The 23,576-nt window shown below is 69.2% G+C and carries 19 protein-coding genes; 4 read left to right on the top strand and 15 right to left on the bottom strand.

Going from position 1 to position 23,576, the window contains the following annotated elements; translation table 11 throughout:
- Position 1: 1 nt before the first annotated feature.
- From ACH5AF_RS33770 to ACH5AF_RS33735, 8 genes are all read right to left on the bottom strand, one after another.
- Positions 2-892, bottom strand: coding sequence for a type II secretion system F family protein (locus tag ACH5AF_RS33770; RefSeq protein ID WP_398907166.1), 891 nt, complete (start codon positions 890-892; stop codon positions 2-4).
- Positions 889-1,797 carry a type II secretion system F family protein gene (locus ACH5AF_RS33765; RefSeq protein WP_398907164.1) on the bottom strand — a complete coding sequence of 303 codons (909 nt, stop codon included), beginning with the start codon at positions 1,795-1,797 and terminating at the stop codon, positions 889-891. The genes ACH5AF_RS33770 and ACH5AF_RS33765 overlap by 4 nt, the downstream gene beginning before the upstream one ends.
- The gene (locus ACH5AF_RS33760) at positions 1,794-3,305 is read right to left on the bottom strand and encodes a CpaF family protein (RefSeq protein ID WP_398907162.1); all 1,512 of its coding nucleotides are present in this window, start codon (positions 3,303-3,305) and stop codon (positions 1,794-1,796) included. Before ACH5AF_RS33760 ends, ACH5AF_RS33765 begins: the two co-directional genes overlap by 4 nt.
- Entirely contained in the window at positions 3,295-4,107 is an 813-nt protein-coding gene (locus tag ACH5AF_RS33755) for a hypothetical protein (protein WP_398907160.1), read from the bottom strand. The genes ACH5AF_RS33760 and ACH5AF_RS33755 overlap by 11 nt, the downstream gene beginning before the upstream one ends.
- The gene (locus ACH5AF_RS33750; RefSeq protein WP_398907158.1) at positions 4,107-4,799 is read right to left on the bottom strand and encodes an SAF domain-containing protein; all 693 of its coding nucleotides are present in this window, start codon (positions 4,797-4,799) and stop codon (positions 4,107-4,109) included. Before ACH5AF_RS33750 ends, ACH5AF_RS33755 begins: the two co-directional genes overlap by 1 nt.
- Positions 4,800-4,840: 41 nt before the next feature.
- Positions 4,841-5,755: a hypothetical protein gene (locus ACH5AF_RS33745; RefSeq protein WP_398907156.1), complete on the bottom strand. Its 915-nt coding sequence runs from the start codon at positions 5,753-5,755 to the stop codon at positions 4,841-4,843.
- Complete coding sequence (locus ACH5AF_RS33740; RefSeq protein WP_398907154.1) at positions 5,749-6,306, bottom strand: hypothetical protein; 558 nt, start codon at positions 6,304-6,306, stop codon at positions 5,749-5,751. The genes ACH5AF_RS33745 and ACH5AF_RS33740 overlap by 7 nt, the downstream gene beginning before the upstream one ends.
- A gap of 210 nt (positions 6,307-6,516) precedes the next feature.
- Positions 6,517-8,361, bottom strand: a complete 1,845-nt coding sequence (locus ACH5AF_RS33735; RefSeq protein ID WP_398907152.1) for a hypothetical protein — start codon at positions 8,359-8,361, stop codon at positions 6,517-6,519.
- Between the two features lie 399 nt (positions 8,362-8,760).
- On the opposite strand from ACH5AF_RS33735, the gene ACH5AF_RS33730 reads away from it, so the two are divergent.
- The 3 genes from ACH5AF_RS33730 (at position 8,761) to ACH5AF_RS33720 (ending at position 12,155) form a co-directional block, all read left to right on the top strand.
- On the top strand, positions 8,761-9,285 hold the full coding sequence (locus ACH5AF_RS33730) for a hypothetical protein (protein WP_398907151.1): 525 nt from the start codon (positions 8,761-8,763) through the stop codon (positions 9,283-9,285).
- A gap of 43 nt (positions 9,286-9,328) precedes the next feature.
- Positions 9,329-10,876 (top strand): hypothetical protein, encoded by a 1,548-nt coding sequence (locus ACH5AF_RS33725; RefSeq protein WP_398907149.1) that lies wholly within the window; start codon positions 9,329-9,331, stop codon positions 10,874-10,876.
- 109 nt (positions 10,877-10,985) lie between these two features.
- Positions 10,986-12,155, top strand: a complete 1,170-nt coding sequence (locus ACH5AF_RS33720) for a DUF5710 domain-containing protein (protein WP_398907147.1) — start codon at positions 10,986-10,988, stop codon at positions 12,153-12,155.
- A 241-nt stretch (positions 12,156-12,396) separates the two neighbouring features.
- On the opposite strand, the gene mobF is transcribed toward ACH5AF_RS33720, so the two are convergent.
- A complete protein-coding gene (gene mobF, locus ACH5AF_RS33715; protein WP_398907146.1) occupies positions 12,397-17,451 on the bottom strand; it encodes a MobF family relaxase in 5,055 nt (1,684 codons plus the stop codon).
- 676 nt (positions 17,452-18,127) lie between these two features.
- Here mobF and ACH5AF_RS33710 point away from each other — a divergent pair.
- Positions 18,128-18,583: a hypothetical protein gene (locus tag ACH5AF_RS33710; protein WP_398907144.1), complete on the top strand. Its 456-nt coding sequence runs from the start codon at positions 18,128-18,130 to the stop codon at positions 18,581-18,583.
- Positions 18,584-18,815: 232 nt separating this feature from the next.
- Here the strand turns inward: ACH5AF_RS33710 and ACH5AF_RS33705 are convergent, their stop codons facing one another.
- From ACH5AF_RS33705 to ACH5AF_RS33680, 6 genes are all read right to left on the bottom strand, one after another.
- Positions 18,816-19,220, bottom strand: coding sequence for a hypothetical protein (locus tag ACH5AF_RS33705; protein WP_398907143.1), 405 nt, complete (start codon positions 19,218-19,220; stop codon positions 18,816-18,818).
- Between the two features lie 389 nt (positions 19,221-19,609).
- A complete protein-coding gene (locus ACH5AF_RS33700; RefSeq protein WP_398907141.1) occupies positions 19,610-20,479 on the bottom strand; it encodes a GNAT family N-acetyltransferase in 870 nt (289 codons plus the stop codon).
- 141 nt (positions 20,480-20,620) lie between these two features.
- Positions 20,621-21,946: an asparagine synthase-related protein gene (locus tag ACH5AF_RS33695; protein ID WP_398907139.1), complete on the bottom strand. Its 1,326-nt coding sequence runs from the start codon at positions 21,944-21,946 to the stop codon at positions 20,621-20,623.
- Positions 21,943-22,080, bottom strand: coding sequence for a hypothetical protein (locus ACH5AF_RS33690; RefSeq protein WP_398907137.1), 138 nt, complete (start codon positions 22,078-22,080; stop codon positions 21,943-21,945). Before ACH5AF_RS33690 ends, ACH5AF_RS33695 begins: the two co-directional genes overlap by 4 nt.
- 260 nt (positions 22,081-22,340) lie before the next feature.
- The gene (locus ACH5AF_RS33685; RefSeq protein WP_398907135.1) at positions 22,341-22,559 is read right to left on the bottom strand and encodes a hypothetical protein; all 219 of its coding nucleotides are present in this window, start codon (positions 22,557-22,559) and stop codon (positions 22,341-22,343) included.
- Positions 22,560-23,079: 520 nt separating this feature from the next.
- Complete coding sequence (locus ACH5AF_RS33680; protein WP_398907134.1) at positions 23,080-23,418, bottom strand: hypothetical protein; 339 nt, start codon at positions 23,416-23,418, stop codon at positions 23,080-23,082.
- Positions 23,419-23,576: the final 158 nt, after the last annotated feature.

The raw sequence follows: 23,576 nt of genomic DNA, 5'->3' as shown, positions 1-23,576 counted from the left end.
GTCAGCCGGTGAGGATGCGGATGACGGCTGGGAAGCCGATCAGCAGCATCATCAGAACGGCGAGCAGGGCTCCGGGGGCGGTCATCCGTTCGCTGTTGGCATTGGCCTCTTCGGCGTCCTTGCTCATCAGCTCGGTACGCAAGGACTTGGCCCGGGCCCGCAGAGTGGTGTAGACGGCGGCTCCGTCGTGTGCGGACAGCCGCATGATGTCTGCGACGTCCTGCAGGACGGGCAACTCCAACTCCTCGGCGAGTGCCTTGAGCGTGTCCCACGGGGCGACCTTGTCGACGCGAGCCCGCTGCAAGGCGTCCTGGAGACGACGGAACGCCCATCCTCGGCCGATGGCGGCCGCTCGCTCGAGTGCTTCTGTCGGGCCGGCTTCTCCGGCTCGTTCCAGGGCCACCAGGTCCAGGTACGCGGCGATCGCGTGGCGGAATTCGTCACGCGCGCGTCGTGCGGTGTCGCGCAGTGCCAGGTCGGGGACGTACCAGAGGAAGAAGGCGAGCCCCAGGCACACCACGGTGGGGATGACGAAGGAGAGAGACAGGCCGAGGACGGACCAGACGGTGAAGAAGAAGGCGGGCAGGAGCAGCCCGGTCATGGCCAGGGCGGCCTTGGTGAGGATGAACTTCGCCGGGGACTGGCCGACGAGAGCCAGGTCGGTGCGCGGGACGCGCACTCCGGGCAGGCGGGTCAGCCGCGGCAGCAGCCAGCCGCCCCAGCGCTCGTCCGGAGAGAGGACGGGCCGGTCGCCTGGGAGGGGGCCGGTCTGGTGGAGCCTTTCCAGCGTTCCGGCGAGGTCCGGCTGGGGGCGGACCAGGGCTCGTACAAGCAGGGCGAGTCCACCACCTACGGTGGCTCCGCTGAGGATGGCCATGGTGGGGATGCTCATCCAGCGGCCTCCGTCCGTACGGGAACACTGCTGCGGCGGTCGGGTTCCAGGAATCGGGGGGTGGGGCGGTAGGAGGCGAGTGAGCGCATCCAGGCAAGCGTTCCGCCGAAGCCGAGCAGCAGCAGGGTGAGAACGAGCTGGCCGAGGACGGTGCCGTAGGGGGCGACGTATTCCGTGCTGAAGGCCCCGAACCCGACCACGCCCAGGGTCATGAACGTCATCCACCGCACGGTGGTGCGCGGCTTGGCGCGGTCGGCCTCGATCTGCCGGCGCTGGCGGACTTCTTCCCGCACCGAGTCGGCGAGATCGGTGAGCGCGGCGGCGAGACCCGGCCCGCGGTCGGCGCTGCGCAGGATGAGTGCGGCGGCGACCTTGTCGGCTGTGGAGTCGCCCAGGGAGTCGGCGAAGGCGCGCAGCGCCTCCTCGGGCCGCCAGCCGGACAGGAGCCGTGCCGACAGCTCGCCGACCTCGGTCGCCAGGACGGCGGGCGCTGTTTTGCGGCTGGTGATGATGGCCTGTTCCAGGCCGGTGCCGAGCAGCAGTACGTCGGACAGCCGGCGGGTCCACTCGGCGAGGGCATCGAGCTGCTCGATACGAGCGTTGGTCGCCTTGGCCGGGGATATCAGCCAGGGGAGCCCGACGGTGAGCGCGACGAGCAGCAGGCCGAGAACGAACCATCCGGTCACGATCCACACGACGAGGCCGGCCGCCGCGGCGGCCGCCGCCCTGGCGCGGATCTGAGCGCGCTGCCGTACCTCCGCCGAGTTGCTGGCCATGGCCAGGCGCCAGCGGGACACCGGTCCGGCAGTCCTGGGTTCGGTGGTGCCGACGATGCCCGCGACGAGTGCGACGATTCCGCCGGCCAGGCCGAGACCCGCGAACAGGCCGATGAGGAGCTGCGTCATGCGGCTCTCACCTTCAGTTCCAGCGGCGCCTGCCAGGAGCCGCGCGACAGGTCGAGGAGGTGGGCGGGAAAACCCACACGCATGAGATCGGGCAGACAGGCGGGGTGCATCAAAGGCACGGCGCGCGGCTCGTCCAGCTCGGGCCTGGGGCCGAAGACGGTGTTGGTGGCGGGGCGGCCCATCTCGCCGGTGCCTGTGACCTCCAGGACATGGGAGACGAAGCGGTGACGGCGTCCACCGATCGCGGTCTCGTCGACCATCTTCACGAAGACGATGAAATTGATGCCGTTGGCAGCCTGCTTGTAGGCGAGCGACTCGGTCATGTTGCCGCCGTATTCCATGTACAGCTCGGCGATCCGGTCGAAGACCATGTGGGGCTCACGGGCGTGCAGGGTACACAGCGATCCGCCTTCGCCGTTGGTCATCACGCGCAGCATGGGGACGACTTCCGGGCCGCGGACCTCGCCGACGACCATCCGGGAGAGGGTCATGCGCAGCGCGGGGTAGATGAGGTCGCCGACGGTGATCTCGCCGACGCTGTGCCCGTCGACGCGTTCGCCGTTGCCCAGGCGGGATTCCATGGGGACGATCTGGCGGTGGTGGCCGTTCTCGTGGAGGAACAGCTCGTACTCCGTCTCCATGGTGCCGATCCGCTCGTCCGGCGGGATTTCGCGGGCCATGGCACGCAGCAGGCTGGTCTTGCCCACCCCCTGAGTGCCGACGATCATCACGTTCTTCTTGGCACGGATGAGCGCGCCGAGAAATGCGGCGAGCGTGGTGTCGATGGAACCCAGTTCGACAAGACCCGGCAGGTCGACGTCGCGGACACGGTGGCGCCGGATGGTGACGTAGGTCTTCGGGGTGACTTCGGTGATCGCCTGGAGGCGCGAGCCGTCTTCGAGGCGCAGGGCCAGGAACGGGTTGGCGGTCGACAGCGTCCGCTCGCTCTGGCCGGTACGGCGCGCGAGGTCGCGCAGCAGCTCTTTGAGGTCTTCGTCGGACTCGGCGACCGGGGGAACGGGGACGCGGCGTGCGTCGCCGTAGTCGACGCACACATCGTCGTGGCCGTTGACGAGGATGTTCTCGACACGTGGGTCGTCGAGGTACTTCTGCAGGCGGCCGGCTCGGAAGAGAAGGTCGTAGACGGCTTCGGCGAGGTGGCGGTCCTCGGCGGGGGTGGTGGAGCGGCCCCGCTCGATGGCGACGGCGTCCGCCCAGACGGCGACCGCTTCGTTGATCAGTGCGCGGCCGCGCTGAGCCTGGGCCTGCGCGCTCATGCCGGGGCTGTCTTTCAGCAATTCGGCAAGCTTCTCGGCGACGGCCTTCTTCAGACGAGTGGCGACCGAGTAGTCGACGCTGTTCTGCGTGTCGTACGACGGCCCTCGCGGGTCGCGCTGCGTGGAAGGGTGCGGCGGGGGCGCAGCGGCTCGCCAGGGCAGCGGGTCGACGGCTGTCTGGTGCTGAACGGGCTGGACCACCGGGTCGGGGTGGAGCGGCCTACCGTGCATGCGCGTGCTCCCCGGGCATGAGGCGGGCTCGCCGTCCGCCGATGAGTTGGTGGATCTGGTCGGCCCCGGAGCGGGCCGCGCGCAGCAGGTCGGAGCGCTTGAAGCCACGGCCCCCTTCACGCCCGTCCGACAGGACGGCAGCGGCCTGGGGGGAGTGGGGAAGCCGCATGACCACGGGTGCTTCGAGCTGCTCGGCGACTTCCGATGTGGAGTACAGGCCGTTGTCCACGACGACGATGCCGAGGCAGTCCGCTCCGGCGCCGGCTTCTTCCAGATCGGTGCGCAGTGCCCGCACGCGCGGCTGTGCGGCGTGTATGCCGCGCAGCGTGGGCCGTACGACGATCAGGACCGCGTCCGCCTTGTGCACGAGGGGGGCTGACGCGCCGAAGGCTCCGGAGCGGCCGAGGTCGATGATGACGTCGTGCGAGGGCTCGGTGCGTTCGATGCCGGCGAAGAGCGCGGCCAGCTTCCCCCAGGTGTAGGCGAGGCTGGAGACCTGTGCCGGATCGGTGAGTCCGGGCAGCAGGAGCCGGTCCATGCCCTCGTCGGACAGGTCGATGAGCTGGCGCCAGAAGGCTTCGCCGAGCTGTCCCTGGCGGTCGGCGACCGCCAGATTGCGCAGCCCGTAGGGACCGGGGGTCCGGCCCGCGAGTGCGCCGGCGAGGACGGCGCCGCCGTCCGGGTCGCATTCGGCGAGGATGACCCGGCGGCCTGCCTGGAGAGGCCACGTCAGCAGCAGCGCGAGCGCGGTGGTGGTGACGCCGGGGGCACCAGGGCCTCCGGCGATCGCGACGACTGCCATCAGCTGTCGGCCTTCTGGGGCTCGACGACAACGGCGATGTCTCCGGAGGCCGCCCGGACGGCGAGAGTGGGTCCGTCGGTTGCGGCGACCGCGACGTCGAGGGTGAGACTGCCGCTGCTGTCCGCCGCACCGACATTGATGACGGTGGCGGGCAGAGTCTTGGGCAGCTCGGTGTCCTGCGGCTTGGACGTGCCGGAGGCAGCGGTGTCCTTGCCGGGGGTGGATACGACCAGCACCTTCATGCCGGGGGAAAGCCTGCTGGCGGGCAGCTGCCCGGGCTTGAGCCTGAGCCCCACCAGCTGCTGGTTGTCGCCGATGAGCGGTTCGCCGGTCACCGAGCCCTCGGTCACCAGCGCTCCGGCTTTGAGTTCGGTGGTGGCGCGCTGCCCGACGATGCTGCTCTTCTCCGCGGCCCTGACCGGCTTGAGCGCCGGGTCGAGGCCCACGGAGACGACGACGAGATCGCCGGCGGTCACGGTGTGGCCGTAGGGGACGTCCTTCGCCACCGCCAGAACCTGCGTCTTCTCGCCGCTGGTCAGCACGGTGAACGCACCGGCGAGCCCGCCCGCCGCGATGAGCGCTACGGAGAGCCCGATCAGGGCCGGCCTGCGCCGCCGGGTGGTGAGCGAACGCGGTGGTGCGGCAGGCGCATTGGCCTTGGGCACGGCAGGCCGGGCCTCGGTGGTGCTCACGTACAAGTGTCCCTTCCCCAAAAGAACTGCGCCTGCGACCGTCAGTCGACGACCTGGACCTCACCGATCCGTGCGGTGGTCTGCGAGTCGCGGGTGACCGTGATGTCCCCCTGCTGGCCGCCACCGGTCCAGTGGACGTTCCAGGTGGTGGTCGCGGTCACGGTGAACTTCTCACTGGCCTTCGTGTAGACGTGCCCGCAGGTGGGCGACGCCTTCTTGCCGTACGACTTCTTGTACGGGGTGCCGGCGTTGTTGCATGTCACGCTGCTGCCATCGCCCATGTTCCAGACGATCTTCTTGGCGTTGGCGGTTGCGGTGACGGTCAATCCGGGCACGGAGGCGCTGGCAGAGTTCGGTCCCCACGTCTCGGCAGAAACCTCGGTCCACATCCATACGGGCATGCCGACCACGCCGGTCCTGCCGGGTTCGGGAGCCATGCCGATGTCCGGGCCCCGAAGGGTGAGCTTCTCCAGAGCCTGCTGCGCAAGCTGCGCCGGCGTCACTTGCGGCCCGTTCGGCGGGGTCTGCAGCCAGATCCAGCCCTGCGAGGTGATCGCCTCTCCGTCGAGGCACACCCGCATGTAGATGGCGCCCCCGTCGGGGCGGCCGTCGAACGCCGGGTCATCGGCCGGGGGCTGGGGGTCGAGCGCCTTGGCGTAGCAGCCGTCCCCCATGTACCAGCCGAACGTTTCGATCTGGCAGGGGACTTCCTTGCCGTCGTCGAGGCAGGTCTTGGGCCCGCCGGAACCGCTGCCGCCGCCGTTGCCGCCACCGGGTCCCTCGCCGTTGCCGGGAATCGTGGGCTTGGTGGCGCCGACCTCACAGTCCTGGATGTCGGGCGGACACTCGACAGGAGGGGGATTGGGGGGATCGTCCGCGGCCGAAGCCTGTCCACCGGCCACAAGACCGGTGAGCAGCGCACCGGTGAACACCACGGCTCGCAAGGGCCTCAGCATGACCGGCTCCGGTCTATCTCGTACTCGCTGATCAGCCATCGGTCCCCCACAGTGACGGCTTTGGCCGTCACGGGCTTGCGGCGCGGCTCCTTGGAGTCCTTCTTGATGGCCGACTTGCCTGTCGTCTTGTACACGGTGTCCGACTTGGAAGTGTCGAGGCAGTCGGACAGGACGGCCGTCCTGGGCTTGGCCTCAAGGTTCACTGCAGTGACTTCCGGGGCGAGCTGCGGCTTGCCGACGACCTTCAGTCCACGCTTCTCGTACCAGGCCACAGCCACCACAACGCCGCTGGCCGCCTTGTCACGGGCGTATTCCTGCAGCTTCGCGTTATCGACCTTTCCCGTGCTGTACGCCTCGGATCTCACCGCGCTCAACCCTCGGTACGCGGCAAGGACCTGCTCCTTGGCCTTGTCCTCTGCGGACATGGACGGCGGCGCTTTCGGCGAGGCGGTCCCCTTGGGGGTGGAGTCGGCCCTGGCCGGTTCACCGGAGGACGAGCAGCCCGCGATGGTTCCCAGGAGCAGTACGGCAGCGGAAGCAGCCGAAGCCATTCGCAATCGTGATTGTTGCGCACCGTGAGGCGGATGCACGGAATCCCCCTGTCCCCGTCTGTCAGTTGACAGCACAGACACCAGACTAGATCGATTCAGCAACTCGAAGCATCTCTTTTCGCAACTCCACTGGCCGATCTTGATCGCTTCACCCCTGCTTGTGCTGCATTGCGAATGTGCGCGCGAGACCTGGTTCCACCTCGCTCATGGTCATCCGATGCCAGAGCTCGCCGACGGAACGCGGGACCGCATGGGCGGCGCCTGAGGCACTCCGGCGGCCGCCGGCCGCCCGCGCCTGAGTCGCGCGGACCTCTGCAGCCCGGCACCAGCAACCCTGATCGCCCCAGCGCCTTCCGGGTCCATCTCACCGGAGGCCCCGGACGTCTCTCTCACGGACGATTCAGGGGCTGTTCCCGGGGAGGGAGCGGGCCCGGCACCGGAGGAAGGGACGGCCGCTGCTGCAGCGCGGCTTGCGGACACGGTGAGCTTCTCGACGGAGGCGGGATCAAGCTCGTGCCCGAAGCGCTGCCTGAACGCCTCACGCAGCTCCTCGGGTTCGATCTCCATGTTCCACTTCTCCGCCTGCGCGTCGGCGGTTGCCTCGAACCGCTCGGCCTCACCACCGGCGGAGACGGCCTGTGCGCTGTACAGGTAGGACTGCCCGGCAGCGACAAGGGCCTGGTTGCGTTTGTCTTCGGCCGCACGGAGGTCAGCACCCGGCAGGGCTGCCATCTCGTCGGCCTCGCGCGTGAGGCGAGCAGAGTCCGTCGCGGCGTCAGCGCTCTTCCTGAAGAGTTCTTCGGCCTTCGCACGGGCATCGGCAGCCCGATCGGCGTACGTCGCCGCGGGCGTGTCGCTCTCGGCTCCACCGAGCAGTTCGGCGACGGCGTCGGCCGGGGTGGTGCTCTCCAGGTCCAGACCGTGGCGTACGAAGAGGTGATTCTGCAGGAGCTGGGTCGTCTCCCTTTTCGCCTGGCTGTCCGGCCATCCGCCGACCTGGCTCCATACTCCGGCCACCTGTGAGGCGGTCGCGGTTCGCCACCACTCGTCAGCCGCCAGCTTGGAACGCAGAGTTGCTCCCTGGTAGACGTGCCGGGGCTCCTCGCCGCGCATCTCCGCCTCTACGGCCCGTGCCTGAAGGGCCAGCCGCGCTGTCGCCTCGCGCAGGCCGTCGTACCCTTCGGTGCCCTCGCCGAGGAGGCGAGCGGCGTCCTCGGTGCGGTCCCACTCCGCCAGCACGGCGTGGTGGACCTCCTCGAGGCTGCCCTTCTCCTCGCCCGAGACGAGGCGCCGCTGCCACTGGGCTTCGTCCTTGATGAGCGCCTCCGCACGCTCACCTGTCACCTGCGCCGCGGCGCTGCCGCCGCCCGGAGTGCCGTCGTTCGTGACGGCCTCGATCCCGATGGTGCCGTCGAGTTCCCGCCCGTGGGTGCGGGCCCACTCCTTGAGCTCGCGGGCGGCCGCGGCTTCCAGGCGCTCGCCGGGGACCGTACGCAGTTCGCCCTGATGCAGAATCTGCTCGGGGTCGTTGGGGTCACGGATGACGTAGAGGCTCGAGGTTTCGCCCCAGCGTTCGGCGTCTTCCCGGGCGACGGCAGCCTCGGCTCGCAGCGCCGGTGCCCCGAGGGCGAGCGCCTTGGACAGGTCCGCGACGTTCAGTTGCACGTCGTTCGGGACCAGGCCGTAGCGGTCGGCGAGTTCTCGGCGCATGTGGTCGAGTACCGCGGCCGCTTCCGGATCGGACGGGCCCCATTCGATGGCGGTCTGCCAGGCCCGGCCGATGTCCTGCGGGGTCGGGTCCTTCCAGAAGTCCTCATCCAGGGCAGCGCGCAGGACGGGTTCGGCCCGTTGCCGTTCTTCCCAGATCTTCCGGGCCGCGTCCTTGCTCGCCTGTTCCCACTGCTGCTGGCGGCGCCGGGCAACTTCTTTCGCGACGACCTCGGCGATGACCAGGGCGACACGTACCGCTTCGATCCACAAGTCGCGGCCCGCGCCGGTGATCTCGTCTGTGGTGTGTCCCAGCTCCTGACCGTCGAACTCCCCTGGAGCGAACACGACACCCCCGTTGTGTTCCGCGACGAATTACGCATCCATGTGAAGTGATCGTCCCATGGTTCGCCGGTTGCTTCCCCCGGTACTCCCGTTCTCTGCGCGGATCTCGTCCCGGCGTCGGAGCAGGCGGGCCGGCCCTGGTCGCATGCCGGCGCGGGCGGAACCGACGGCGCAAGATCACGGAGGACGCAAGGAAAATAGGCTGTCAGTTCAACAGATCATGGGACGATCCCGGTTGGGTACACGGGGTCGACTCCGGGGGCAGTGTGCCGTCCGCGAAACCACCGGCCCGAGATCCGAGTCGCCGGATGCTGGATCAGCGGACGATCCCGTGGTCACGATGAGTCGTCCTTGGCCTGCTGCAGAAGAGCCTCGTCCGAGGTCCGTTCACGGGAGTTTTGTATGTCTGAGCCTTCTAACGATCCTCTGTCCGACCCCGCGTCGCTGTGGCCCGACCCGGTGGACGAGCCGATGGAGACGTCAGCCCCGTATGGCTGGGTCTGGACCGCCATGGCGCCGGGTGAGCGGTACACGAGGATGCGCGAGTTGGCCCGGTGGGTGGATTGGCTTGCCTCCGCCTTCGAGCTGCGTGATCAGATTCCGCCGTGCTGGTACCGGCATCCAGCGGTCCTTGAACATCTGACGGCCCTGTATGTCTCATGGGTACGGGTCTACTGCCGTCCGGCGGGCGGCCCGGACCTCGCGGAAGCGAAGTGGATCTCCACTCTGCACGCGTTCAAGCCCCACCTGCGGGTCGCCGACTGCGCCGATGGCACCCACCATGAGCCGCCCATGCGTGTCGTCCCGGGCGCGGACTCCGGCGAGGGGCTCGAGGAATTTCTGACCGGTTCCGCCTTTGGCGCGGCTGACGCCGACCACCCGGCGGAGGCGGAAGCCGCACGGCAGGCAGCCGATCCTCTGCTGTAGCACCTCGAACACGTCTGATCCACGTATCGCGCTGGGAGCATGAATGGCGAACGAGCCCATATCCTCCGCCGAAGAGATCGAAGAAGCTTTTCAGCGGGCAAGAAGTGCCTGGTACCAGACTCGGCCCAGGGGACTTGCCGGCGACTTCGACGGGGTCCAGAAACAACTTGATCTCCTGGGGAAAGCCTGGCAACGGGCAGGTCAGCATCCAACGGTTCCTCGCCCCGTGGCGGGCGTGGAGAACCCCCTCGAAGCGGTGGGCAAGGCCCTTCGAGCCGTCGATGGCCATGCCTCCGTGCTCGCCGGGCAGGATTTGTGGGCTGAGCTTCGAGAAGCGCGTGCGGCCACGAAGGCCGTCCGCAACACGGCAACAAGCCTGGCCGGCGACGCGTTCTGGGGGCAGCTTCGCAACAACCAGGAATGGCGGACCTTCTGGCACCGTGCCGAGGCGAACTCCAGCGCCGCTTATGCCCGCTTGTCCGCCGCCTTGGCCGATCGGCTCGAAGGGACGTCGAGCGAGCCACGGACGCAGGCAGCGGTGGCAGCCCTTCGAGACCTTCAAAACGCCGCAGCCGAGTACAGCACCCGCCTGCGCGAGGCCGACCCCGACAAGGCGATGGCCGCCGAGGCCAGCAGCGAACAGGTCAAGGCCGACCTCGACAGGATGCATCACCCCTACACCGGCTACGGCCCGCTGGGCGGGGCAGCGCACTCGCAGGAGGACCTGAGAAGGATTCACCGTGAGGTGGTGCAGGCTTCCAGGAAGGTCACAGACCGGTACAGCGAGTGGATAGCGACTGACAGCGGCAAGTCGGCTCTTCGCAGCAGCGCGTCTGTCGTGCGCGCCTTCCGGCAAGCGTGGAAGGACCTTCCTCCCGAGAACCACCCGGGCGGTCCGACAAGCCTCTGGGATGCTGCCGGGCGGTACGGGAAGGTCGCGGCCACGGCGCACGCCATGGCCCAGGCCGTCCGGCACCAGAACAGCGTTCCGGCTGCCGAAGTCGCGCTCCTGGACGCTCTCGCCGATGACGCCCATGCACACGCCTCGCGCCTGGTACGCACGCTTCCGCCTGGCAACGACCCGTCGGCACGCGCGTACCGTTCACCGGGCGAAGCGCTGGAGACCGGTCAGGATGTCGCCGGCGACTTCCGGACCTGGCGCGGGAGCGACATGGCGAAGAAGCTGCTCCAGCACCCCAATGACCCCAGGGTCCGGGCTTTCGGCAGTGCCTGGCGTGGTCTGCTCAGAACGCCGAATCACTCTGCCGCGTTCGATGCGCGGTCTGCCGCTGTGGCGTACGCAGAGGCGGCCAAGCAGACACGCCTCATCGCAGAGGCGGCCGAGAAGAGCGTCCGCTACCCGTACAAGGGCTCGGACATCGAGGAGTTGCGTCGGGTCGCGGCAGCTGCCGAGAAACATGCGGGCCGCCTTGCGGCGGGTTCGCCTCCCCACTCGGTGGTGCCCTCCAGCCCCGCGCTCGAGCGCCGTCGGGAGCAGTCCGCCTCACTCGGTGCGGTCACTCCCGGCACCCCTCTTCCGGACCGGCCGGGCGCGGTCCGGCCCGGTGTGAAAGGTGCGGGACTGGGCTAGGTCCCCGGACGGGCGGCCGGCGGCCGGAGCCGGCCACGCCCGGGGCGGTGTCACCGCGGCGTCCTACGCTGAACGGCAAGCGCACTGCACGACCTGGCGAGGATGACGAATGGCGCGTGTCTGGCTCGATGTCCCCTTCGCGCAGAAGGACGAGGCGAAGGCTCACGGGGCTCGGTGGGACCCGGAGGCGAGACGCTGGTACGCGCCCCGGCCTCACATGCCGGGCCTGGACCGATGGGCCGCGCTCCCTGATGTTCCGGATCTGCTGCCCGGGGAGGACCGCTCCTTCGGGGCAGGCCTCTTCGTGGATCTGGTGCCGCAGTCGTGCTGGTTCACCAACGTCCCCAGCTGCGTGAGTCCGCAGGACTGGGAACGCCTGCGCCGGATGATCAACGACCGGGCAGGTCAGCGCTGCGAAGCGTGCGGACAGGCCGAGGACCGGGAGGCCCGCCGCTGGCTGGAGGCTCATGAGCGGTGGGACTACGACACCGCTGCCGCAGTGCAGCGGCTGCGCCGACTGGTCTGTCTGTGCACGGACTGCCATACCGCGACGCACTTCGGGCTGGCAGAGGTGAAGGGCAAGCGGGACGCGGCGCTGTCCCATCTGCGGGTGGTCACAGGAATGTCGCCCGACCAGGCCGAGGACCACGTGCGTGCCGCTGTCGCGGTATGGCGAGAGCGCTCCGCCCGTACGTGGACGCTGGATCTGAGCGTGCTCACCGACGCCGGTGTCAGCGTGGTCCGCCCGCAGGCGGCGGAGGAAAGGAAGATCACCGCGCAGCGGACGACGGCCCGTGAGCGTGGACCCGCCCCGGCCCCCGGCGCTGCCCTCTCCCCTTCCCCGGCATCGCCGTCGCGTACGTCCGCGCCGGATCCGCCCCGGGAGACGGTGAGCGGTACACGGCTGGACGAGGCCTTGCGCAAGGTGTTCAGCCGCCCGGCTGCCGGTGGCGGGGTGCAGTGGATCGCGGCGCCTCATTGGACGTGGTTCTGCCGCATGTGCGACAGCGATGTCCGCCCGCCGGACATCGCTGTCGCCTCAGTGCGCGAGACGCCGGGCGAGAACTGGGAGATCGTGTGCCGGCCGTGCGAGTGGGCGCACATCGTGGACGAGGTGGGGCTGTCCGACGCGGAACACCGCTCGGTGATGGCCGCCGCGGCGAAGGCGCTGGCCGTCCCGGGCACCGCCGTTTCCTGGGACATCCACGAAGGCCGGTTCCGGGTGATCAGCGGGCGTCTGGTCGACAAGCAACCGGAGCGCCGCCGCCCCCTGTGGTGAGAGCCCTCCCCAAGTCGACACGCCTCGTGTCACCGGACACGACGCGGCCGCCGGCCGCTCCCGGTCAACCCCGCGCGGCCCCTGAACTGTCGGGAAACCAGGGTGAGTGGCGGGTGCCGGTTCCTCCGTCACGGAGCAGTCGCCGTGCTCGGCGCCGAGCACGGTGTCCCACGCCGGCCGGAGTGCGGCTGCCGTGAGCAGATGCCCGCCCGATGCCCCCTCGCGACCGCCGCGAGCGAGGCTAACGCCCCTGTCCCGGCATGTCGCGTGAGGCGGTACCGGGCCCCTGCGGAAGGGAGCCGGGGCCGGCTTCCGGCGTGCGGGGCCGCTGCGGCGCACGCTGTCGTTCCGCCTGTTCGGCGGCGCGCCGCTCGTCCGGCAGGACGGCTCGCAGGCCGGCCTCGCGGCGCATGGCGGCGGCGTTCTCCCTCAGTTGACGCGAGCGCTCCCGTAGGGACTGTGCCTCTGCTGCGGCGGCCGCCGAGCCGTCGGCAGCGGTGGCGCGGGCGCGTCCGAGGGCCGCAGGAAGGGTGCCTCCGGACTGCCGCCAGTCGTCGAGGACCTGCTGGTGCCGGCGGGTGTCGCCGGCGGTGATCTCGGCCTGGTTGCGGCGCTGCTCGGCGCTTGTGACCTCTTGGTTGAGTCGGGCGGCCTGAGCGGTGAGGCGGGCCAGGGCCCCTTCCATTTCGTTCCGTTCGGCCCCCCGCAGGACCGGCAGGCCCAGGCGGGTGGTGGCGTCGAGCCGAGCGGTGACCGCCTCACGCCGGGCGGCGATCTCGGCGGCCCGGCGGGCCGCCTCGTTCCACTGCTCCTGGGCCGCGCGCATCTGAAGAATCGCTGTGACCTGTGCGTCCAGCGCCCTGACCGACTGCTCGATGTGGCCGCCGGGCGCGGCCGCCGCGGTGAGTTCGGCCGCCTGTGCCTCCAGCGCGTCGGCCCTGCCCCCGGCGGCATGTGCGGCATCCAGCGCACGCTGGTGCGCCTCATGCAATTGTCCGTCGAAAAGCCGGCCGTAAGGACGCTGCTGCCAGGCGGCGATCTCGCTCCCTTCCGGCCGCGCCGCCTCCTCTTCCCTCGTTCGCGGAACGCGCCGTGCCAGCTCACGGCGGGCGTCGCCACCGTGCCGGGCCCGCTTGCGGTCGGTCAGCATCTCCGGGGCGAGTGCGACCAGGAGCTGCCGGGCATCATCGGCCAGCCGGCCCTGAAGACGAGCCTCTTCCTCGGCCGCAGCGGCTTGCCGGGTCAGCTCCTGGATCCGCTCCATCTGCTCGGGGGTACGGGCCTTCCTCCGCAGGACCTCGACCCGGTTCTCGGCATCGCGGGCAGTCTGCTGGGCCGCGTCCCTGGCCTGCTCGGCACGGTGCAACCCGGCGAGGGCGTCCTGGGCCCGCCGGGCGCGTTCGGCCGCTCTGCGGCCGCGCTGATCGGCTTGCCGCAGAGCTTCGGAATCGAGGTCGGCCACAGGTGTGTGGGGCCCGGATCCGGCACGCCAGGCAGCGATGGCGGCACTGGCCGTGTCGTAGTCGGCGGCCGCGATGGGGTCGGCGGGCCGCTCTCCGAGCGCGACTGTTTCGTGTCCGAACTCCCACAGCGTGCGATACGCGGAAGTGGCGCCGACGGCACGGTCCCACAGGGCTCGGGTGGGATCATCGGCCGGCGGTCGGGGGCCGAGCGCGTCGAGCCAGGCCGGTCCGGCGGCCGCCAGCTCTGCGGCTCGTTCGGCTGTGTCGGGCAGCGCCTGGGCGGCGCGCCACAGACCGCGCAGCTCGGCCTGTCCGCCGCCCGCGCCGGGGGCGGGTCCGGTGGGCGCGGGGCCGTCGTGGCCGGCGAGATCGCGGTAGACCGCGGCTGCGGCGATCTGGTCACGCCAGACGACGGCCGCCTCGGCGTCGTCGGGTTCGGGGCCGTAATAGGCGGCCCATCCTTCGCCGGCTTCGGCATCCAGCCGGGCCGCTCGGGCCAGCTGGGACGCCCGCTGTGTGGCGGCGGCGGCCAGCTCCCGGGCGACCTGGAGAGTCTGCGGGTCGTCATGGGGCCCGGGCTCGGGAACGGCCAGCCCGAGCGCGGCCAGGACGTCGTCCCCTCGTGCCTGCGGCCCGGTGAGGAACCCGGGGGCGGTGGCGGACCGGGGTGCGTCATCCGCGCGCCGATATGCCTCGGGGTTGCCTTCGTCCGCGTCGATCGCGCGAGCGTTCCGGGCATGGACGACGGCGGCGATGTCATGGACGGGAACGCCGTTCTCGTCGAGGAAGCCGCGGGCGTTCCAGGTCGCTGCCAGCAGTCGGTCGGTGTCGAATCCGGCGTCGGCCAGGCGTCCGAGCTGGATGCGCAGGGCGGGCCAGGCCGGGGCGCCCGTGAGCTGTCCGGCGGCGTGTTCCCCGAGCACGCCGGCGACCGCGTGGCGAGCACGGTCGTCGGCGATCTGGTCCAGCACAAAGGCGAGGCGACCGGTGTGGGTGCGCACCGAACGGGAGGCCTCCCGCAGGCGGCGCGCGGTCATGGTGGCCGAGTGCTGGCTGCCGTCGCGACGCAGGATGGCCTGCCAGACCTGGCGGGCGGTCAGCTCCTGCCCGGGCTCGCCGGTCTCGGCGTCGGCGTCCTGCGCGGTGACCAGATAGGCGTGGTTGGTGTAGCGGCCCCGGGTGAGTGCCGGATAGGCGCCGTTACGGTCCAGGGAACCGTCGAACAGGGCGTGCCCGGCCTCCACGGTGACGCCCTGGGCCCGGTCCTTGGTGATGGCATAGCCGAGCTCCACCGCGCCGTTCACGTAGTCGGCAGGGAGGGTGATACGGCGTCCGGTGCGGTCATGGCGGGCGGTGACCGCACCGTCGTTCTCGACGGCCTCGACCGTCCAGGTGTCGCCGTTGCGTACCCACTGGCGTCCGTCGTGAGTGCGCAGACGCCGGTCGTTGGCACGCGTGACGACACGGTCTCCGGCCCCGGCCCGGTTGCCGTCCGACAGAGTGGCTTCTGCGCGGGTGTCGACGTCCCCGCGGGCGATCAGGTCGGCGCGGGCGCGGGCGTTCAGCTGGGCCACAAGCGCGTTGTTCGAGGCGATCATGATGGCGCTCAGGCCGTCGTCGCGATCCCTCTGCCATGCCTCGTACAGAGCGTCGATCATGTGGGAGGCGCTGCCGTGCCGGATCCGGTCGCGCTGCGCGTAGGCGTCGAACGAGGCGTCCGCGTCCCCCTGGGACAAGGCTGCGGCGGCGTCGACCTCCCAGCGGCGGATGGTCTTGCCGACGTCCCGGAAACGTCGTACTTCGGTCAGGTACTGGGCTCCAGCGTCGGCCTCCACCAGCTCCAGTGCGCCACCCGCACCGGGTGATCCGAGCTGGCGGGGGTCTCCGACCAGCAGGAGGCGTCCTCCGGCGTTCTCCACCTGGCGGGCCAGTGCCTGCAGGTCGGGAGTGGAGGCCTGTCCCGCCTCGTCGACGATGACGATCTGGCCGGGCCTGAGCGACCACTGGGGGCCGCCCTGGCGTTCGCTCATGAACCGCCAGCGGGCTATGTTCTCCGCCCTGATACCGGCCTCTTCGGCCAGGTTGTCGGCCTGGACCTGTCCGCCGGCCAGGCCCAGCACAGGTATGCCGTGCGCGTCGGCGGCCTCTCGTACCAGCTGCATGATCGTGGTTTTTCCGGTGCCTGCCGGGCCGATGACGGCGCTGATGCGCACATCGGATCCGAGCAGGTTCCGGACCACCTGGCGCTGTTCGTCACTGGGGCGGAAGTCCCGGTCGGTGTCGCCGGCGGCAAGGGCCTCGTCGACCTGCCGCGCGGTCAGGATCCGCACCGGTGCCGGGCGGGTGGCTCCCTCCACCAGCTCCTGCTCGGCAGCCAGCAGAGCGTGCGAGGTGAACAGCCGTCCCGTGGCCACCGGCTCGAACACGGACGCCCCGCTGGCCCGCCGGAACCGTTCCGGCAGCGCCACTGCGTCCGGCGCGTCGAGGCGCATGCACCGCCGCGGATCGAGCACCGCGTCGGTGACCTGCTCCACCGCCGATGTGAACGCCGCGTCATCCAGACGTACGTGCCAGCCGCTGGCCACCAGCTGGCGGTAGACCTCCGCCGCGGCATTGGACCGCGTCCAGTGGGCGCGCTGTCCCTCCAGGACTTCCAGGACCCGGTCCGGCACCTCGCCCAGCGCGATTCCGGCTTCCTGAGTCACGGAACCCGCTTGCCGCGAGGCCTCCCGGGCGTAGCCCATCCACTTGTCCGGGCGCTGTTTTCCCTGCCTCCTGGCACGCTGCCGCCAGGCGCGCCGCTCTTCCTCGGCCGTGGTCGCCTGCTTCTCCGGCCGGGCCGTCAGGGCAGCCGACTGGGCCAGCTTGTAGGACTCGGCACGGGACGGCTCGCGTCCCTCCCGGGTCATGAAGTCACGCGTCAGCGTGGCCAGGGCCTGCTCGGTGCTGCGGCGGCGTTCGGAGAAGTGCCGGACCATCTCCGCGTCCACGCCGAGGAACTCGCGCACGGGCCGCTTGGCGGGGCGGATGGTGTCCTGACGGGCCTCGGCAAGGATGCCGAACTCGGCGGCCATGCCGCGCTCGAGCTCGGCGGTGTACTGCTCGGAGAACTCCACCACAAGGGCGTGCAGCGGCCGGGCGTCCAGGGCCAGCCAGCGCCCGTCCTCGGTCCGCACCTTGGCACTGATGGCCAGGTGCCGGTGAAAGTCCGGGTCGCCCGAGCGGGAGCTCCGGTGGGCGAACGCGGCGGCGACGAAGCCCGTCGCCGGCACCTGCACCTGAGCGGCCGCGGTGGGGCCGACGCGGGTCCAGCACGCCTCCTTCTCGATGCGGTCGAAGACCTTCTCGAAGGCGGCGCGCTCGACTTCCTCGAGCCTGGCACGCTGCTCGTCGTCGGCGGTCCCCCACAGGATCGAGAAGCTTTTGACCGGGGAGAACACCATCTCCCAGCCCGCACGTGCGGTCCGGTTGCCTTCCCGGTCGGCCTTTTCCCGTAGCTGCTGCCGACGGGCCTCGCTCGCCTGCGGTTCGGCCTCCAGGTACCCCGCGTACAGGTCGTCGGCGGGGGTGTAACGAGGCCAGGTGCGGCCCATCTTCTGACCACTGACGGGATCGACGGCGTCCTTGAAGACAGCGTCCGCCGCCTCCTGCGTGACACGCCCAGTCAGCCCCATGGACCGGGCCTGGGCCCCCAGCCACTCCCCCGGGGTATCTCCGCCGTTGGACCAGTAAGCCGTCAGATTCTTGATGCCGGCCTTCACGTCGTCCCCGGCGACCGTCGACATGAGGTAGTCGATTCCAGAGCCGGACGAGATCGGATGCAGCGTGATCAACGCGGCCTCCTGTGATCCCAGCGCATCTTGACGGTGCGTGAGATCAGAGAGGTTGTCGCTGCTGACATGACACCATTTCATCGGAGTGCAGGTTGAATAGCAAGAGGTGTGCTTCAAAACAGCCCTCAGTACTGCGGAGAGATCGGGAACCTCTGACGGCACGTTCCACGCAAGCTCTCACACGAGCCGGCCCGGTGCCGCCACACTGTGGCGGCACCGGGCCGGCTCGCCGGACTCAGCGGTTCTCCGCACCTTCGGCGAGCTCCTCGGCGTCCTGGCTGGCCTCGTCGGCAGCCCGCTGGGACTCCTGGTACTCCTTGATCTTCTCGTCCGACATACCCATGGACTTCTCCTCATCGCCGTGCCGGGCGGTGGCCTCCGTCGAGAGGGAGGTGGGCCGTGACCGGCCCTGCCCGGTGCAGCCGATAGGCGCCGGATATGAGTGGGCGTCAGCCCGAGGTACGAGGGTTTACGCCCACTCATATCCGGCGCAGGCTGCGCGCGGCGGGCAGGACCGACCACGGCCCACCCGAGGACGGGCGGCGGGTGACCGGAGAAGAAGGAACGGCATGCCGGACAAGCGAACGGGGACGGGGGCTTGCGGCCACAACTCAACAGACGGGTAGGAGAGTTGCCTCTTGTGGCACAGGTGAGTGATCGGGAAGCATGCCGAGGTATGACTTCACGACACAACGAACGCCTTCAGGCCCGTCGCCTCGCTCTTCGGGAGCAGCACAAGCAGGAGTTGGAAGAGGCGAAGCGCCGTCAAGCCGCACAGCTGTCCGCAGTGACGACGTTCGATCAGCGCATAGCCAAGCTCGAGGCGGTCGAGCTGGAGGTAGCCGAGTCCGTTGCCGAAGCAGTCGAAGTCTTCGGTGGACGCAAGGAGGCCGCCGATGCACTCGGGCTCACGACCGCCCAGGTACGCGACTACACCAGGAACTGGAACAGCGGGAAGGCTTCGTCATCCTCCTCTGGTGGTCATGAGGATGGCCCCAACGAACCATCAGACGGGCTGGGACAGAGTGATACCAAGGAAAATACGCTGCAGCCTTCGTCTGCTGCAGTACTAGAGGAACAGAGCGACCTCTCGCATGAGGGTGCTGTCGAGCATGAGGCGCCGACGTTGTAGCCGCAGTGCGGTTCAGTCGTCAGATCGTCGCCTCATCCCTGCCAACCGGCAAGGTCCGATAGGGTCGCTAAAACCAGGTGAACGTGTCGAGGAAAGAACGGATCCAGGCGCCGATCCAGCTACGGTTACGGCTTCGCCGAGTGCGGCGAGACATGGACTTACCTCTCCCTGCAATCGATGGCTGGGATGAAGAACTGCGGAGGGGGTACCCGCGGGCACCCCCTCCGGTGCGTCAGCCTTCGTTGACGAGACCCTTCAGAAACTCAGGCGCGGCGACCGGCTTCCCGACTTCCCTGATCCGGACGAACTCGGTGATCATGAGACGGTCGGGGGTGTAGCTCCCGTCCTGCTTCCGCCGGCCGTTCTCGTGGTCGAGGCTGAGGACGGTCACGTAGTCGCCCTTGCTCAAGTCCCTGATCTTGTCGATCCATCCGCGCTGCCTGGTGGCAAACTGGATGTAGTTGTGTTCCCGCTTGGTGTCCTCGTTCCGGTTCGGTACGCGGACGGTGATTGTTGCCCAACCTCCGTCGTTCGCCACGAAGACCCGCTCCACGTGCCCAGTAGCCGAGGTGAGGTACTTGAGCTTCTTGGTGAGCACCTCGAGCGCCTGTCCGACGGTGATCTCGTTCTCTGCCATGGTCTGCCTCCTGCGCGATGCCCGGGAGGGATGGCCGCCTGTGGCGGCCTCGGGGCTCTGTGGTCCCCTTCCCGGTGATCGGCCGTAGGCGCCGCGTTGGGGCGGGGGGTCAACCGAGCGTCTTTTTGCTCGGTTGACCCCCCGCCCCGGCGTGGTGCAGGCTCAGTCATCGGGAAGGGGGGCGCAGAGCCCTCGCCGTTGAACCGGCTGGCCTTCTCGGGCATCGCGCAGGACGGGATGTGGTGGAGCATCCTTCGAGCTCGCCCAGGGATTCATGAGTCCACCCGTCGGATTGCCGCTGTCTCAGAGCGGGGCTTGGGGTGAATCGACATCACACCAGCTCAAACGACGGGACCGAAAGGAAGCTCCTCGGGCCCATGAGCTCATGCTCAGGCATGCGGCGGTCGGGTGTAGGAGTAGAGGCGGTCGACCTCGGTGAATCCCACCGAGTCGTACAGAGCCTTAGCGGCGGTACGGTCTCGCCCATCGCCGGGGGGTGCGTCGTCGTCCACGTAGAGGATCGCTTCCGTCGCGCCGAGCTTGTAGAGCAGATGCAGGGCAGACCCCAGAAGCTTTCGGCCCAGGCCGCGTCTGCGTGCGCGGGTCTTGACGCTGATCCACCACAGCACTCCGACTCCGGCAACTGGCTCACCGATGCGCGCTTCGGCGATCGTCCGCAGGCACCTGCGGATCCGTAGTACTCGCATGGCATCGGCTTCCGTACGCGCCTTCACTCGCGTGGCGCGCTGTGCCTCTGGTGAGGGAAGCGGGGCATGCATGTAGCGCCAGAGATCCTGTCCGCGGAATCCAGCGTCCTCCAGGGCAGATCGAGTGGCCGGGCGGTGTCCGACGGGGAGGCCTTCCAGCCCTCGCGTGAGAGCAGAGGCGAAGTCGAAGGCGTGCATCGGCCGCGGCTTAAGCGCGGTGCACGCGTGAGCGATCAGCGTGGTGGCAAGGTGGCTGTCTTCGTGGCAGTGCAGCCACAAAAGCTGTCCCGTCTGGTCCTTGCCACGCACCGCGTAGGAGATCACGCCCACAATGCGGCTGTCGTCACCGTCGATGGCCACATAGGTGTCAGGCAGATCCAACTGCTCCCACCATCCGGAATCGACTGACGAGCGTCCTGCCAATGCCTCGGCCAACATGGCTGACGAGACTTCGGGCTGGCCGACTAGCCGATCGGCATTGATGAGCTCGAGTACGGCTGCCTCGTCGGCGCCGGCGTAGGGCCGCATCGTTACACCCAAGCTTGAGATCATGATCTTGCTCCTTCCTGGACGTCGCGGGTCCGATTGTCTTCGCCGCGAACTGATTTGGGCAGGAAGTCGCAGGCGGGGCAGCGAGCCCCACCTGCGAGCGGGTTGCGAGTCCTCTGCCGGTCAAGACACCGTGATGAGGCCTCAGAGAATCTGAGCTCCGCACCGCACCGCCCCGGCAAGCCACCTCTCGATGGCAGCCACGTAGAGCAGCACGCCGGTGTCCTTCTCGCGCGCGAGCTGATCGGGATCGACCAGTCCGACTTCGGAGACCAGGAGCTGCTTGCTGGTGTCCAGCGTGGCGGCCTGACGAGCTAGGGCGGAGGTGAAGTACTGCTTGCGTGGCGGCAGCTTGGCCATCGCCCCCGGAAGGAGGTCGATGACCTGTGCCTTGTATCGCCAATACGCGGACGGAAGGTCTGACCGGTAGCGATCGGCGAGCGGTAGTGCCAAGGCCGCCGCCAAGAACGACGGGTGCAGGAAGGGAGAGCCCTCCGGTATGTCACCCGCCGGTGGCATCGGCGTGTAGGGGTACAGGGCATCGAACGCGTCGGCCTCGACCCAGGTGCGATGGGCGACGGCGTGTTCGACTATCTGCTCCCTTACCCATGCGCGCGCCCACTTGGTCGCCTCCGTGCGGTAAGGCTCCGCCAGAACAGCAGTGGCGACCGGTGAAGACCACTCGGGCCAGTTCATCGCCCAGTAGGTCTGAGCTCGCGCCCGTGCCGGAAGAAAGCGAGAGACCAGAGCCGCGGCCTCTCCGAACAAGCCGGGCCCGCCTCGTGCCGCGTCCCTGGAGTACCGCATGGCCGCGCGGATTCCATGGCGTGCGGCTACGGCGCCAGTGGCGTACCGAGGGACGCCGAGCAGTTCATCTGACCCGTCTCCCGACAGCAGCACGTCGACTCCGAGAGCCGCAGCCCTCTCTGCGGCAGCCGCATTCACTTCAGGCATGCCGTCGAAGCGAGGGCCGATCGGTGACCACTGAGGCTCGGCGCGATCGTGCTCGGGCGAGAGCACCACCAGTTCGGCATTCAGGTTGAGGGCACGCATGAGTCGCTGCACCTCGGTGACAGAGCTGCCACCCTGGTCGTCGGTCATGTCGATGGCGAAGGCCACCACACGCCGTCCCTCGGCGACGTCACACGCATGGACAAGAGTGGCCAGCGAGTCGAGGCCTCCAGAAACCTTCACCCCGATCACCTGCGCGGTGGCGGTCATCTCTCGTACAGCCTCGGTGAAGGCAGCACGGAGCCCGTCGGGCCGCAGGCTCGGTATAACGGGTTCTGGGTCCAGGCGCTCGATCCCACGCCACATGCTGACGGGCATGAACTCACCCGACAGCGCGGGTGGGGCCATCAAGAGCCCCACCGAATGCAGGTCCACCCCCGGAACGGGGCCGGCCAGCACCAGCGGATCTACCGCGGTGTGACCGGACCCGTCCCGAAAGCGCGCGAGGCGATCGATCACTTGGTGGCCGAGGTCCTCATGACTCGCACCAGGCTGGACGCGAACTCGGTCAGGCCGCGGCGGACCGCGTCAAACCCGAAGCCCTTCGCGCCCAGGTGATGACCGCCGTCTCCGGGCGTCGACTTCTTGGACATGTTCACCAGCTCCTCTGAGAACTGCGGGCGTCCCGCACGGCGGCGGGTGGCGCCCTGCCGGGTCCTTCCCGGCACGAGCCGCCCGGCAGACGCCTGAAAGAGGGCCGCAAGGCGCTTTCCCTTGCGGCCCTCCAGGCGTCTGCCAGGCTCAAGTGCCGGGCAGGACCCGGCAGGTGCTCGCCGTGGCGGGACAGATCCCGCAGTTCACAGAGCGATGCTGTGTGCCCAAGACCCCTTGCGGGGCCTTGGGCACGAGGGCCTCAGAGGTTGAGGTCCGCGGTACCGACGAGGTCCTCCAGCGAGACGGAGGTGTCCCAGGGTCCTGCCGCCAGCTCTTCGCGCTCCACCTCCGCCAGGACCGCCGCCAGCTCGGGAGAGAGCTGGCCGCCGTGGTCGGTTGTCCACAGCGCCGGGATCGCAGGCTGATCCCACGGCGCGGTAGCGGTCGGCTGCGTGGTAGAGGGGCTGCTCGATGCCATCGGTGGCTCCGTTCCTGGCGGAGGTCCCGGTGTGGGATCCGCCGTAGCTGGTGTTCCGGTGGCGGAGGTCGCGCAGGCGCAATAGGGCGGAGTGTCAACCGAGCCCGCTTTTGGCTCGGTTGACACCCCGCCCGCGTCTGCGAGGCTGACAGAGCCGGGGCGCCTGCGGATCGCATGACGGGACTCACCTGGAGCGGGGGGAACGTTGCCCGGCGAGCACAGGTGCGCGCGTAGCTTGCTGCGGCTTCGGGATGCGATCAGCAACTACGGAGACGGACTCCTCGCCGGCGGATGCCGTCGCGCGCACCTATTTGGCACGTAGCTGTGCAGGAAAACAAACGCGCCGCACAGCGTCTGCGAAGCTGCCCGGTTCAAAGCGCAGCGGACTCAACCACAGCACGGTTCCATCTGGAATGGCAGACACTCGGATGGCGAGGCAGGGAACAGCTTCATTGGCAGGCCTGCACTCGAGACGACATGGAGATGGCCCGCCCCATTCGGGGCGGGCCATCTCCATCGCTCACCGCTTGTCGCCGACGTCGAACTTGTTGTACTCCTCAACACTCACGCACAGGCTTCCGGTCTCGCCGTCCTTGGCCTTCAACGTGAGCTTCCAGCACTCGCTCTGGAAGATCTGCACGGTGCGGTGACGACCCGTGTTTACGAGGCGGCAATTTGCGCCCCTGTAGTCGCACTTGCGGGCCTTGATGGGCTGCTGCTGGTAGATGTAGCCCTGCGGCCTGTGGTGCTTGTCGATGACGGTGCCGTGCTCGACCTTGTCTCCATCACAGGCGGTGGTGAGGAACAACCCGGCCACCGTGAATGCTGCGGCGGTGATGCGGACGGTGCGCTGGCGCATGAGCTCTCCTGTATGGGGATCCCTGGCAGGCCGGGGCCTGGCCGGAACTTCCTTCCGGCGTAGAGCCGACAGGCGGGCGTGGGGGGCAGGGCACAAGGGCGCTCTACCCTTGTGCCCTGCCCCCCCGGTTTGCCAGGCTCCACTAGCCGGGCAGAAGT

Origin of the sequence: Streptomyces sp. NPDC018833 (assembly GCF_044390825.1) — a bacterium.
GTDB lineage: Bacteria > Actinomycetota > Actinomycetes > Streptomycetales > Streptomycetaceae > Streptomyces.
Note: the sequence above shows the minus strand (reverse complement) of the source record. Positions and strands in the feature narration are given on the sequence as shown.